The sequence below is a fragment of the Streptomyces sp. NBRC 110028 genome (genome assembly GCF_001417735.1).
GTDB lineage: Bacteria > Actinomycetota > Actinomycetes > Streptomycetales > Streptomycetaceae > Streptomyces.
Window position 1 is genome coordinate 97,879 of sequence record NZ_BBUZ01000037.1, and the last position, 13,463, is coordinate 111,341.

General features: G+C 70.0%; 11 protein-coding genes. 6 read left to right on the forward strand and 5 right to left on the reverse strand.

Annotated elements, in window-relative coordinates; genetic code table 11:
• Positions 1 to 51: 51 nt before the first annotated feature.
• From ASC60_RS29805 to ASC60_RS29820, 4 genes are all read left to right on the forward strand, one after another.
• A complete protein-coding gene (locus ASC60_RS29805) occupies positions 52 to 816 on the forward strand; it encodes a TraR/DksA family transcriptional regulator (RefSeq protein WP_055556349.1) in 765 nt (254 codons plus the stop codon).
• A gap of 71 nt (positions 817 to 887) precedes the next feature.
• Positions 888 to 1,469 (forward strand): signal peptidase II, encoded by a 582-nt coding sequence (locus ASC60_RS29810; RefSeq protein WP_055556351.1) that lies wholly within the window; start codon positions 888 to 890, stop codon positions 1,467 to 1,469.
• A gap of 59 nt (positions 1,470 to 1,528) precedes the next feature.
• Positions 1,529 to 2,470, forward strand: coding sequence for an RluA family pseudouridine synthase (locus ASC60_RS29815; RefSeq protein WP_055556352.1), 942 nt, complete (start codon positions 1,529 to 1,531; stop codon positions 2,468 to 2,470).
• The gene (locus ASC60_RS29820) at positions 2,467 to 2,943 is read left to right on the forward strand and encodes a GNAT family N-acetyltransferase (protein ID WP_055556354.1); all 477 of its coding nucleotides are present in this window, start codon (positions 2,467 to 2,469) and stop codon (positions 2,941 to 2,943) included. The genes ASC60_RS29815 and ASC60_RS29820 overlap by 4 nt, the downstream gene beginning before the upstream one ends.
• Positions 2,944 to 2,983: 40 nt before the next feature.
• On the opposite strand, the gene ASC60_RS29825 is transcribed toward ASC60_RS29820, so the two are convergent.
• A complete protein-coding gene (locus ASC60_RS29825; protein ID WP_055556356.1) occupies positions 2,984 to 4,111 on the reverse strand; it encodes a mechanosensitive ion channel family protein in 1,128 nt (375 codons plus the stop codon).
• 105 nt (positions 4,112 to 4,216) lie between these two features.
• On the opposite strand from ASC60_RS29825, the gene ASC60_RS29830 reads away from it, so the two are divergent.
• Positions 4,217 to 4,798, forward strand: a complete 582-nt coding sequence (locus ASC60_RS29830; RefSeq protein WP_267892831.1) for a dienelactone hydrolase family protein — start codon at positions 4,217 to 4,219, stop codon at positions 4,796 to 4,798.
• A gap of 5 nt (positions 4,799 to 4,803) precedes the next feature.
• Here the strand turns inward: ASC60_RS29830 and ASC60_RS29835 are convergent, their stop codons facing one another.
• From ASC60_RS29835 to ASC60_RS29850, 4 genes are all read right to left on the reverse strand, one after another.
• Positions 4,804 to 6,450, reverse strand: a complete 1,647-nt coding sequence (locus ASC60_RS29835) for an alkaline phosphatase (protein WP_199831082.1) — start codon at positions 6,448 to 6,450, stop codon at positions 4,804 to 4,806.
• A gap of 144 nt (positions 6,451 to 6,594) precedes the next feature.
• On the reverse strand, positions 6,595 to 7,425 hold the full coding sequence (locus tag ASC60_RS29840; protein WP_055556360.1) for a thioredoxin domain-containing protein: 831 nt from the start codon (positions 7,423 to 7,425) through the stop codon (positions 6,595 to 6,597).
• 64 nt (positions 7,426 to 7,489) lie between these two features.
• Positions 7,490 to 8,191, reverse strand: a complete 702-nt coding sequence (locus ASC60_RS29845) for a hypothetical protein (protein WP_055556419.1) — start codon at positions 8,189 to 8,191, stop codon at positions 7,490 to 7,492.
• A 106-nt stretch (positions 8,192 to 8,297) separates the two neighbouring features.
• Entirely contained in the window at positions 8,298 to 9,623 is a 1,326-nt protein-coding gene (locus ASC60_RS29850) for a DUF2252 domain-containing protein (protein ID WP_055556362.1), read from the reverse strand.
• Positions 9,624 to 9,861: 238 nt separating this feature from the next.
• On the opposite strand from ASC60_RS29850, the gene dnaE reads away from it, so the two are divergent.
• Positions 9,862 to 13,407 (forward strand): DNA polymerase III subunit alpha, encoded by a 3,546-nt coding sequence (gene dnaE, locus ASC60_RS29855; protein WP_055556364.1) that lies wholly within the window; start codon positions 9,862 to 9,864, stop codon positions 13,405 to 13,407.
• Positions 13,408 to 13,463 lie beyond the last annotated feature (56 nt).

Here is a 13,463-nt window from a genome sequence, read left to right on the forward strand (position 1 = left end):
GTTCCGGAACGATTCGCGAGCAAGATCACAATATGTGAAGGGGCCGCGGCCATGGTGGCGAGGAAGACCGCCGTGCAGAAGAGCACGGCGAAGGCGACGAAGGCCGCGTCCGCGAAGAAGAGCGCCTCGGCGGGCAAGGCCACGTCGGCCGCCGCGCAGGACGAGAAGGCCGCGAAGGTCACGAAGAAGGCGGCCGCCAGGACCACGGCCAAGAAGACCACGAAGGCCGCGGTCAAGAAGGCCACGGCGAAGAAGACCGCATCGGCCGCATCCGCCAAGAAGGCGGTGCCCGCGAAGAAGACGGGAGCCAGGAAAGTGGTTGCGAAGAAGACTCCGGGCGGTGCGCCGACCGCCAAGCAGACCGCGCCGTCGTTCCCGCCGTCCGGCGTGCCCAAGGCCCGGGCCGGCGGGCCCGTGGACCCCGGTGAGCTGGCCGTACGCCCCGGGGAGGACCCCTGGTCGGCGGAGGAGGTCGACGAGGCGCGCACCGGGCTGCTGGCCGAGGCCGGCCGGCTGCGCACCGAGATCCTCGCCTCCGAGGAGGCCATCACCGGGCTCATGCGGGACTCCGGCGACGGCGCGGGCGACGACCAGGCCGACACCGGCACCAAGAACATCACGCGCGAGCACGAGATGGCCCTGGCCGGGAACGCCCGCGAGATGCTGCTGCAGTCCGAGCGCGCCCTGGAGCGGCTGGACGCCGGGACCTACGGCCTGTGCGAGAACTGCGGGAACGCGATCGGCAAGGCCCGGATGCAGGCGTTCCCGCGCGCGACGCTGTGCGTCGAGTGCAAGCAGCGCCAGGAGCGCCGCTGACCGTTCGCAAGCCTGTGTCGTACCCTCGTCTGAGCCAGGGGGAGACTGGCCCGACAATGAGGGAACATACGTTGACAGAGGCGGAGCAGGCCATCGGTACGCCAGATGCGGGGAAGGCCGAGGAGGGCGCCGGGCCCAGCGACGCCGGGGCCGTGGCCGGAGCCGGGAAGAGGCGGCGGATCGGGGTGCTGGCCGCGGTCGCCGGGTTCGCCTACCTCCTGGATCTGTGCAGCAAGCTGGCCGTGGTCGCGAAGCTGGAGCACCACGCTCCAGTCGAGGTGATCGGCACCTGGCTGCAGCTGGAGGTGATCCGTAACCGCGGTGCGGCCTTCGGCATGGGCGAGGCGATGACCATCGTCTTCACGGTGATCGCGGCCGGGGTGATCGTGGTCATCGCGCGGCTGGCCCGCAAGCTCTACAGCCTGCCCTGGGCCATCGCGCTCGGCATGCTGCTCGGCGGCGCCTTCGGCAACCTCACCGACCGGGTCTTCCGGACGCCCGGCGATCTGCAGGGGGCGGTCGTGGACTTCATCGCGCCCGCCCACTTCGCGGTCTTCAACCTTGCCGACTCGGCGATCGTGTGCGGCGGCTTCCTGATCGTGATCCTGTCCTTCCGCGGCCTGGACCCGGACGGCACTGTTCACAAGGACTGACGCGGGCCGGTATGCGACGGGCGTACGAACCGGTGCGCGCGGTCCGTCATACTCGACGGGTGAGTACGATTCCCGAGATCCGCACCCTGCCCGTACCCGACGGACTGGAGGGCGAGCGCGTCGACGCCGCGATCGCCCGCATGTTCGGCTTCTCGCGGACCAAGGCGGCCGAGCTGGCCGCCGCCGGGAAGGTGCAGGTCGACGGCAGCACCGCCGGTAAGTCCGACCGGGTCTCCGGCGGGGCCTGGCTCGAAGTCGAGATGCCCCAGGCCGCGCCGCCGGTGCAGGTCGTCGCCGAGCCCGTCGAGGGCATGGAGATCGTCCATGACGACGACGACATCGTGGTCATCGCCAAGCCGGTCGGCGTCGCCGCCCACCCCAGCCCCGGCTGGAGCGGCACGACCGTGATCGGCGGGCTCGCGGCCGCGGGTTTCCGCATCGCCACCTCGGGCGCCGCCGAGCGCCAGGGCATCGTCCACCGGCTGGATGTGGGCACCTCCGGTCTGATGGTCGTCGCCAAGTCCGAGCGCGCGTACACCCTGCTCAAGCAGCAGTTCCGGGAGCGCACGGTCGACAAGCGCTACCACGCGCTGGTCCAGGGCCACCCCGATCCGCTCAGCGGCACCATCGACGCGCCGATCGGGCGTCATCCGCAAGCCGACTACAAGTGGGCGGTGACCGCGGACGGCAAGCCGAGCGTCACCCACTACGACCTCATCGAGGCCTTCCGCGCCGCCAGCCTGCTCGACATCAAGCTGGAGACCGGGCGCACCCACCAGATCCGGGTGCACATGTCGGCCCACCGCCATCCATGCGTCGGCGACCTCACCTACGGGGCCGACCCGACGCTCGCCAAGCGGCTGAAGCTGACCCGGCAGTGGCTGCACGCGATGCGGCTGGGCTTCGAGCATCCCTCCGACGGCAGCTGGATCGAGTTCGAGAGCCCCTACCCGGACGATCTGCAGCGGGCGCTGGACATCGTGCGCGCGGAGAGCGCGTGAACCCGCCGTACGCGATCGAGGTCGTGACCGACGGCGACCTCACGGGCTGCCACGCCGTGCGCCACGAGGTCTTCGTGGTCGAGCAGGAGATTCCCGTGGAGGAGGAGATGGACGCGTACGACGCGCACGCCGTCCACCTCCTGGCCTCCTCGGCGGGCCGCCCCGTGGGCACCGTCCGCTTCCTGTACGGCGCGGCGGCCGACATCAAGTACGGCCACGCCGGGGTGAACGGCGCCACCACCGCCGTCCTCGGCCGCCTCGCCGTGGCCGGCGTGGCGCGCGGCACCGGGCTGGGGGCCGCGCTGGTCCGGGCGGTCGAGGCGGAGGCGGCGCGGCGCGGGCTGTCCGGGGTCTACCTGGAGGGGCAGACGCGCGCGCTCGCCTTCTACGAGCGGCTGGGCTACGAGGCGTTCGGGCCGGAGTTCGACGAGGGCAGCGGCATTCCCCACCGCGCGATGCGGCGGGCGCTGTGAGGCGCTGGAGGCGCTGAGCCCCGTGCCCCCCCCGCGGCGGTCAGCTCTTGCGGAAGCCGTCGTCGAAGCGGGCGAAGTGGTCCTCGCGCCGGGAGCCGGGCCGGGAGGCGGCCGCCGTCGCGGGCAGCTGGGCCTGCGCCGCGGGCGCGGTCGTGATCCGCGGCAGCGCGTACGGATGCTCCGTGCGCAGCCACGTGATCATCTGCTCCCGGATGTCGCACCGCACCGTCCACGCGTCGTCGGAGTCCCGCGCGGTCACCAGCGCCCGCACCACGATGGTGCTCGGGCTGGTGTCGGTGACGACCAGGCTCCAGTCCCGCCCGTCCCAGGCCGGGGACTTCTGCACGATCTCGCGCAGCTTCGCCCGCATCTCCTCGATCGGGGCGTGGTGGTCGAGGTGGAAGAAGACCGTGCCGGTCTTCTGGGTGCCGCCGCGCGACCAGTTCTCGAAGGGCTGGCCGGTGAAGTACGACACCGGCATGGTGATCCGGCGCTCGTCCCAGGTCCGCACCGACAGGAAGGTGAGGGTGATCTCCTCGACCGTGCCCCATTCGCCGTTGACCACCACCGTGTCGCCGATCCGCACCATGTCGCCGAAGGCGATCTGCAGTCCGGCGAAGAGGTTGCCCAGCGTCGACTGGGCGGCGACACCGGCGACGATGCCCAGGATTCCGGCGGACGCCAGCATGGACGTGCCGACGGTTCGCATCGCGGGGAACGTCAGCAGCATCGCCGACGCCGCCACCACCCCGACCACCGCGGCCACCACCCGCTGGATCAGCGTGACCTGGGTGCGCACCCGCCGCACCCGCGCCGCGTCGTGCGCGCTGGCGGCGTAGCGGGAGTACGAGGACTCCACGATGGCGCCGGAGGCCCGGATCGCCAGCCAGGCCGTCGCCGCGATCAGCACCAGGGTGAGCAGCCGGCCGATCGCCGTCTGGTGTGAGGTGATGGCCTGCGCCTTGATCGTGTCGTACGAGCCGCGCAGCAGCGCCGTGCACACCGTCACCTGAAGGGGCAGCCGGCAGCCGCGCAGCAGGTCCCACAGCGGGGTTTCCGGGTGCCGGGCGTCGATCCGCCGCAACAGCCAGTCGGCTCCCCAGCCGATGAACACGGTGATGGCGAGCGAGCCGCCGATGACGATGACGGGACGCAGCACGTCCTCCATGAAGATCTTCCTCGTCCTTCCGCCGGAGGTTCTCGATTTCCGCCTTCCCGGGCCGTACCTGGCACGATGGGCGAAGCGCGTTTCACCCACAAGGAAGTGACCACTGTGACCGGTTCCCCGATCCTGCTCCTCCATTCCATGTACGGCCTGCGGCCCGCGGTGCGCGCGGCCGCGGACCGGCTGCGCGCCGCGGGGCACGAGGTGTACGTACCCGATCTGTACGAGGGGCGGACGGCGGCCACCGCGGAGGAGGGCATGGCCCTCAAGGAGGAGATCGGCGGGGACGAGTTGCTGAAGCGGGCGGTGCGGGCCGCGGCGCCGGTCTCGGACCGGGGCCTGGTCTACGCGGGCTTCTCGCTCGGCGGCTCGCTCGCGCAGAACCTGGCGCTGGCCGACGACAAGGCGCGCGGGCTGCTCCTGCTGCACGGGACGTCGGACATCGCCGACGACACCACGACCGATGAGCTGCCGGTGCAGCTGCACGTCGCCGATCCCGACCCGTTCGAGCCGCACGACTGGCTGAACGCCTGGTATCTGCGGATGGGGCGGACCGGGGCCGATGTGGAGGTCTTCCGCTATCCGGGAGCCGGGCATCTGTACACCGACCCGGAGCTGCCGGACTACGACGAGCAGGCCGCCGAGGCCACCTGGCGGGTGGCCCTCGGCTTCCTCGAGGAACTGGGGTAGGGCTTTCAGGCCACCGGCGTGTCGGCGCGCTCGACCCGCTGGGTGCCGGAGCGGGTCAGGTAGGACCGGCTCCAGGACGCCGTGGCGCGCGGGTCGGCCTTGTCGGAGACGGCGTAGTAGTCCATCTGGGCCCGTTCGGCGGTGACGTCGAGCACGCCGTAGCCGTGGGCGTCCATGTCCAGCCACTTCACGTGCCGGTTGGCGGCGCGGAGGGCGGCGGCCGCGGCCAGGGAGACGGTGCGCTCCGGCACGTGGAGCAGATCGTCGAGGTTGTCGGAGGTCACCGAGGTGACCACGAACTCGGTCGCGGCCGAGTCGGACAGCGGATAGGTCGCGGCTTTCACCGGCACGTCGTTGGCCCACGCCATGTGGATGTCACCGGTGAGGAAGACGGTGTTGCCGATGGCGTTCCCGGTGAGATGGGCGAGCAGTTCGCGCCGGTCGTCGGTGTAGCCGTCCCATTGGTCGGTGTTGATCGCCAGGCCCTCCTTGGGCAGCCCGAGGAGTTCGGCCAGCGGGGCGAGCACCTCGGCGGGGAGCGAGCCGAAGGCGACCGGCGAGATCATCACGGAGTTGCCCACCAGCCGCCAGGTGGTGTCCGAGCCGCTGAGCCCGGACTTGAGCCAGTCGAGCTGGGCGCGCCCGGTGACCGTGCGCTCCGGGTCGTCCACCGCGCCGCTGCCCACGGACACCTGCTGCGAGCGGAACGAGCGCAGGTCGAGCAGGTGGAGGTCGGCGAGCGTGCCGTAGCGCAGCCTCCGGTAGGTGGTGCCCTCGGTGGAGGGGCGCACCGGCATCCACTCGAAGTACGCCTGTTTGGCGGCGGCCATCCGTGAGGCCCAGGCTCCCTCGGTGCCGGGGGTGTGGTTCTCGGCCCCGCCCGACCAGGCGTCGTTGGCGAACTCGTGGTCGTCCCAGATGGCGATCATCGGTATCGCGGCGTGCAGCGCCCGCAGATCGGCGTCCGTCTTGTACCTGCCGTGCCGGGTGCGGTAGTCGGCGAGGGTGGTGATCTCGTGGGTGGGGGCGTGCTGCCGGACCGTGTACGTCCGGTCGGGGTATTCGCCGCTCCGGTACTCGTAGATGTAGTCGCCCAGGTGCAGGACCGCGTCCAGGTCGGTGCGGGCCGCGAGATGGCGGTACGGGGAGAACCAGCCCGCTTCCCAGTTGGCGCAGGAGACCACGCCGAAGCGGATCCCGGGGGCGGCGGTGTCGGCCGCCGGGGCGGTGCGGGTGCGTCCCACGGGGGAGTAGGCGCCGCCGTCGGCCCGGAAGCGGTAGAAGTAGTCGGTGGCCGGCCGCAGTCCGCGCACATCGGCCTTGACGGTGTGGTCGGCCGAGGCGGTGGTCTTGGCGGTGCCGTGCGCGACGACCGTACGGAACTCCCGGTCCGTGGCGACCTCCCAGCCGGTCTCGACGGCCGGGCCGAGTCCCGAACCGGGCACGGCGTCCGGGGTGGGGGTGACGCGCGTCCACAGCAGGACGCCGTCGGGCAGCGGATCGCCGGAGGCGACGCCGTGCAGGAAGGCGGGGCCGGTATCGGCGTGGGCGGCGGTCTGGGCGGCGAGCGGCAGCAGGGCGGCGGCCGCTACGGCCGTGACGGCGCTGCGGCGGGATATGTGGTTTTCGGCGTCGGTCACGGCCGACGACATTACTGGCAAGTAGGCCCGAAGGGCAGTTCTTCCGGGGGAAGTTCGCCCGCGCGTCGCCGCCAGGTCACGTCACGGCCGGGCCGGCGGGCGCGCCACCGGGGGGACACTCCGGGGCGCGCCCGCCGGCCCGGCGGTGCGGGGCGGCTACTTCTTGAGGCCCTGCTGGACGAGCGGGGTGAACTGGTCCGGCGTCATGGGCGGCTTGCCCTGCTCGACCTCCAGCTTCTTGCCGTTGAGCTTGAAGGACGGGGTGCCGGTGATGTCCTTGGTGTCGTTGAACGTCTTGGACATGGCCAGGGCCCACCGGTCGTATGTGCCCTTCTTCACGGCCTTCTCGAAGGCCGTGTTGCCCTTCAGCTCCTTGACCTGCTGGGCGACATCGATCAGCTTCTGGTCGCTGGCGAAGGCGTCGTCGGTCTCGTCCGGGTGGTTCTTCGGGGAGTACAGCGCCGTCTTGTAGTCCAGGAAGGCCTGCGGGCTGACGTTGAGCGCCGCGCCGAGCGCGCTCAGGGCGTTCTTCGAGCCGGCGCCGGGCATCTGCTTGTTGTCGTCGAGGAAGGTGCCCATCGTGAACTGCGCCTTGTAGGTGCCGTCCTTGATGTCCATGAGCACGGTCGGGCCGGTGTACTTCTCGAACGTGGCGCAGACCGGGCAGCGCATGTCCTCGTAGACGTGCAGGGTGTTCTTGGCCTTCTTGTCGCCGATGATCACCGTGGTGCCCTGGGGGCCGCTGGTGTGGGCGGGCTTCACCAGCGACTGCTTCTGGGCCGCCGCCCGCCACTTCTGGTTGACGTCGTCGGTGTTCATGTTGGTGACGGCGTAGCCTATGCCGCCCGCTATCGCGAGGACCGCGACGACCGCGCCGCCGACGAACAGCTGGCGGCGCACCCGGTCCTTCTTGGCCTGACGCTCACGCTCGGCGCGCAGCCGCTCGCGCGCGGCCTGCTTGTTCTGGTGGCTGTTGCGGTTGCTCATAAGTGATCGATCTCCGTCGTTCTACGTCGGTCGGTAGTGCGTACGTGGAAGGGAAGCGCTGTGCTCAGGCGGCGACTGAGCAGGGCGGTCCACGACGCACGACGGAGTGCACCAGAAGGGGGAGCGCGGGGGCCGGACGCACCGGGCGTGCCGGCCGCGCGGCCGGGGTGCGCGGCCGCAGGGCCGCGGTGACGACCGCGACGGCCAGCAGCAGCGGCCGGAAGGCGAAACCGGCGAGGGCCCCCAGCAGCCGCCCGAAGGCGGCCTCACCGCGCCGCAGCCAGGCCGAGGCGATCAGCCCGACGGCCACATGGGCGGCGAGCAGCAGCCAGGGCGTGGCGGAGCTGACGGCGGCGGACAGGGCCGTACCGGCACCCCCCGAATGGGTGACGCCGGCCAGCGGGGTGCCCACGTCACCGTTGCCGCAGAGCAGGTCGACGCCCATCGAGCGCAGGGGCCCGGCCACCGGGCCGCCGGACTGGCCGTAACAGGCGTCCTGGCCCGTGGTGAAGATCGTGTCGGCGGCCAGTTCCAGCGGGACCAGCAGGGCGGCGATGCCCCAGAAGCCCCGCTCCCGGCCCGCGAGCGCGTAGGCGAGGGTGAAGACGGCCGCCGAGAGCGCCGCGACTGTGGGGAGCGGCAGCGGGACGCGGGAGAGCAGCACATGGGACGTCGAGGACAGGGTGACGCACAGCGCTGTGAAGAGCGCCGCGCGCAGGGCCCTCAGCCGGGGCCCGGTGCCGCCTGTGCCGACGGTGCCGCCCATGCCGTCCATAGGGTCGGATTGTGCCACGTTCACCTGTAGGAGTGATATCAAGAGGGGCCGTGGGGTGCCCGCCCGGCGGACACCCCCGTCCCCGACACGGTGTCGCTCAGAGGCCCGGGATACGGCCGTTGCGGAAGAGGTCCACGAAGATCTGGTGATCGGCGCGGGCCCGGGCGCCGTAGCTGTGGGCGAAGTCCACCAGCAGGTCACCGAAGCCGTCCTCGTCGGCGGCGATCACCGCGTCGATGGCGCGTTCGGTGGAGAACGGCACCAGGGAGTGACCGCTCTGGTCGTCTGCGGCGGCGTGCATGGTGGCCGTGGCCCGCCCGAGGTCCGCGACGACCGCGGCGATCTCGGCCGGGTCGTCGATGTCGCTCCAGTCCAGGTCCACCGCGTACGGCGAGATCTCGGCGACCAGCTGCCCGGCCCCGTCCAGCTCGGTCCAGCCCAGCCACGGGTCGGCGTGCGCCTGGAGCGCGCGCTGCGAGATGACCGTGCGGTGGCCCTCGTGGTGGAAGTACGCGCGGACCTGCTCGTCGGTGATGTGCCGGGAGACCGCCGGGGTCTGCGCCTGCTTCATGTAGATCACCACATCGTTCTCCAGGGCGTCGCTGTTGCCCTCCAGGAGGATGTTGTACGAGGGCAGCCCGGCGCTGCCGATGCCGATGCCCCGGCGGCCCACGACGTCCTTGACGCGGTAGGAGTCCGGACGCGCGAGACTGGACTCGGGAAGCGTCTCCAGATAGCCGTCGAAGGCGGCCAGCACCTTGTAGCGGGTCGCGGCGTCCAGCTCGATGGAGCCGCCGCCCGGCGCGAAGCGGCGCTCGAAGTCGCGGATCTCGGTCATCGAGTCGAGCAGCCCGAATCGGGTCAGGGAGCGGGCGACGCGCAGCGCGTCCAGCAGCGGACCGTCGGCGGTCTCCAGCGTGAAGGGCGGCACCTCGTCGTTCTTGGCGCCGGTGGCCAGCGCGTGGATCCGTTCGCGGTAGGCGGCGGCGTAGACGCGCACCAGCTCGGTGATCTTCTCGTCGCTGAGCGCCTTGGTGTAGCCGATGAGCGCGACGGAGGCGGCGAAGCGTTTGAGGTCCCAGGTGAAGGGGCCGACGTAGGCCTCGTCGAAGTCGTTCACGTTGAAGACCAGACGCCCGTTGGCGTCCATGTAGCTGCCGAAGTTCTCGGCGTGGAGGTCACCGTGGATCCACACCCGGCTGGTGCGGTCGTCCAGGTACGGGCCGCCGGCGCGCTCGCGCTCCACGTCGGAGTAGAACAGGCAGGCGGTGCCACGGTAGAACGCGAACGCCGAGGCGGCCATCTTCCGGAATTTCACCCGGAAGGCGGCCGGGTCGGCGGCGAGCAGCTCGCCGAAGGCGGTGTCGAAGACGGCGAGGATGTGTTCGCCGCGCTGTTCCGCCTGGGTCTGCTGGGTCGACATCGCGGAGCGCCTCCTGGGGCATGGGGGTCACGGCGTGGTGACGTGGTGATGGCTTGTACGACTGGGTGTTCTTCATCCCGTGCGACTTACATTCCGACGTACAGGACGGGACGGAGGATCCCGAGAGGATCAGCGTCCGAGGCTACTCGCCCGCGCCCGTCCGCTGTCAGTCCGGAGGGGTAACCTTCGGTCCTGTCCCACCCGCCCGTCATCGACCGTTCGCCGGAGGTCTGCCACCGTGACCAAGCCGCCCTTCACGCACCTGCATGTCCACACCCAGTACTCGCTGCTGGACGGTGCGGCGCGGCTCAAGGACATGTTCAACGCCTGCAACGAGATGGGCATGACGCACATCGCCATGACCGACCATGGCAACCTCCACGGTGCGTACGACTTCTACCAGCAGGCGACCGGCGCCGGGGTCACCCCGATCATCGGCATCGAGGCGTATGTCGCCCCGGAGTCGCGGCGCTACAAGCGACGGGTCCAGTGGGGCCAGCCGCACCAGAAGCGCGATGACGTCTCCGGTTCCGGTGGTTACACCCACAAGACCATCTGGGCGACGAACAAGACCGGCCTGCACAACCTCTTCCGGCTCTCCTCCGACGCCTACATGGAGGGCTACTTCGTCAAGTGGCCCCGGATGGACAAGGAGACCATCGCCCAGTGGTCCGAAGGGCTGATCGCCTCCACCGGCTGCCCGTCCGGCGAGCTGCAGACCCGGCTGCGGCTCGGCCAGTTCGACGAGGCCCTGAAGGCGGCCTCGGAGTACCAGGACATCTTCGGCAAGGACCGCTATTTCCTGGAGCTGATGGACCACGGCATCGAGATCGAGCGCCGGGTCCGGGACGGGCTGCTGGAGGTCGGCAAGAAGCTGGGCATCCCGCCGCTGGTCACCAACGACTCGCACTACACCTACTCCCGCGAGTCCGTGGCGCACGACGCGCTGCTGTGCGTCCAGACCGGCAAGAACCTCTCCGACCCGGACCGCTTCCGCTTCGACGGCACCGGCTACTACCTGAAGTCCACGGAGGAGATGTACGCCATCGACTCCTCGGACGCCTGGCAGGAGGGCTGCCGCAACACCCTCCTGGTCGCCGAGCAGATCGACAACACCGGCTGGTTCGAGAAGCGCGACCTGATGCCGCGCTTCGACGTGCCCGAGGGGTACACCGAGGTCACCTGGTTCCAGGAGGAGGTCCGCAAGGGGATGGCCCAGCGCTTCCCCGGCGGCGTCCCCGAGGACCGGCAGAAGCTCGCCGAGTACGAGATGGACGTCATCATCCAGATGGGGTTCCCGGGCTACTTCCTCGTGGTCGCCGACTTCATCATGTGGGCCAAGAACAACGGCATCGCGGTGGGCCCCGGCCGAGGCTCGGCGGCCGGTTCGATCGTGTCGTACGCGCTGGGCATCACCGACCTCGACCCGGTCGAGCACGGGCTGATCTTCGAGCGGTTCCTCAACCCCGAGCGCGTGTCCATGCCGGATGTCGACATCGACTTCGACGAGCGCAGGCGCGGTGAGGTCATCCGGTACGTCACCGAGAAGTACGGCGCCGACAAGGTCGCCCAGATCGGTACGTACGGCACCATCAAGGCCAAGAACGCCATCAAGGACTCCGCCCGCGTGCTGGGCTACCCGTACGCGATGGGCGACCGCATCACCAAGGCCATGCCCGCCGACGTCCTCGGCAAGGGCATCCCGCTGTCCGGCATCACCGACGAGAAGCACCCCCGCTACAGCGAGGCGGGCGAGGTGCGCGGGATGTACGAGAACGAGCCGGACGTGAAGAAGGTCATCGACACCGCGCGCGGTATCGAGGGCCTGGTCCGTCAGATGGGCGTGCACGCCGCGGGCGTGATCATGTCCAGCGAGACGGTGACCGACCACGTCCCGGTCTTCTCGCCGAAGAACGACGGCCAGGTCGTGACCCAGTGGGACTACCCCACCTGTGAGTCGCTGGGCCTGCTGAAGATGGACTTCCTCGGCCTGCGCAACCTCACCATCATGGACGACGCGGTGAAGATGGTCCGCGCCAACAAGGGCGTCGACCTCAAGCTGCTCGACCTGTCGCTGGACGACCCCAAGACCTTCGAACTGCTCTGCCGCGGCGACACCCTCGGCGTCTTCCAGTTCGACGGCGGCCCCATGCGCTCCCTGCTGCGCATGATGAAGCCCGACCACTTCGAGGACATTTCCGCCGTCTCGGCCCTCTACCGGCCGGGCCCGATGGGCATGAACTCGCACATCAACTACGCCCTGCGGAAGAACGGCCAGCAGGAGATCACCCCGATCCACCCCGAGCTGGAGGAGCCGCTCAAGGAGGTCCTGGGCATCACCTACGGCCTCATCGTGTACCAGGAGCAGGTGCAGAAGGCCGCCCAGGTGCTCGCGGGGTACTCGCTCGGACAGGCCGACCTGCTGCGCCGGGCGATGGGCAAGAAGAAGCAGGAGGTCCTGGACAAGGAGTTCGTGCCCTTCCAGAAGGGCTGCCGCGAGCGCGGCTACTCCGACGAGGCCATCCAGGCGGTGTGGGACGTGCTGGTCCCGTTCGCCGGATACGCGTTCAACAAGGCGCACTCCTCCGCGTACGGCCTGGTCACCTACTGGACCGCGTACCTCAAGGCCAACTACCCCGCCGAGTACATGGCGGCGCTGCTCACCTCGGTCCGTGACGACAAGGACAAGTCGGCGATCTACCTCAACGAGTGCCGCCGCATGGGCATCAAGGTGCTCACGCCGAACGTCAACGAGTCGGAGGCCAACTTCACCGCCCAGGGTGACGATGTGATCCTCTTCGGCCTCACGGCGGTCCGCAACGTCGGGCAGAACGTGGTGGAAGCGATCATCCGCGGCCGCAAGTCCAAGGGGAAGTACACCTCGTTCCCCGACTACCTCGACAAGGTCGAGGCGGTCGTCTGCAACAAGCGCACCACCGAATCGCTCATCAAGGCGGGCGCCTTCGACGAGATGGGTCACACCCGCAAGGGCCTCACCGCGCACTACGAAACGATGATCGACAACGTGGTGGCGGTGAAGCGCAAGGAGGCCGAGGGGCAGTTCGACCTCTTCGGCGGCATGGGTGGCGAGAGCGGCGGCGGGGACGCGCCGGGCTTCGGTCTCGACATCGAGTTCTCCGACATCGAGTGGGACAAGACCTATCTGCTCGCCCAGGAGCGCGAGATGCTGGGCCTCTACGTCTCCGACCACCCGCTCTTCGGCATCGAGCACGTTCTCAACGACAAGGCGGACGCCGCGATCTCCCAGCTCACCGGCGGCGAGCACGCAGACGGGGCGATCGTCACCATCGGCGGCATCATCTCCGGCCTCCAGCGCAAGATGACCAAGCAGGGCAACGCCTGGGCCATCGCGACCGTCGAGGACCTGGCCGGATCGATCGAGTGCATGTTCTTCCCGGCCACCTATCAGCTGGTCTCCACCCAGCTCGTCGAGGACGCCGTCGTCTTCGTCAAGGGACGGCTCGACAAGCGCGAGGACGTGCCCCGGCTGGTCGCCATGGAGCTGATGGTCCCCGACCTGTCCGAGGCGGGCGCCAACGCCCCCGTGACGATCACCATTCCGACCGTCAAGGTCACCCCGCCGCTGGTCGAGAAGCTGGGCGAGGTGCTGACCCACCACCGCGGTTCGACCGAAGTGCGGATCAAGCTGCAAGGGGCCCGCAAGACCACCGTGCTGAGGCTCGACCGGCACCGGGTCACCCCCGACCCGGCACTCTTCGGCGACCTCAAGGTGCTGCTGGGAGCCTCCTGCCTGGCGGGCTGAGCGGCAACGGAACACGAGGTGAGGGGCGCGCCCGGCAGCCGGGCGCGCCCCTCAAC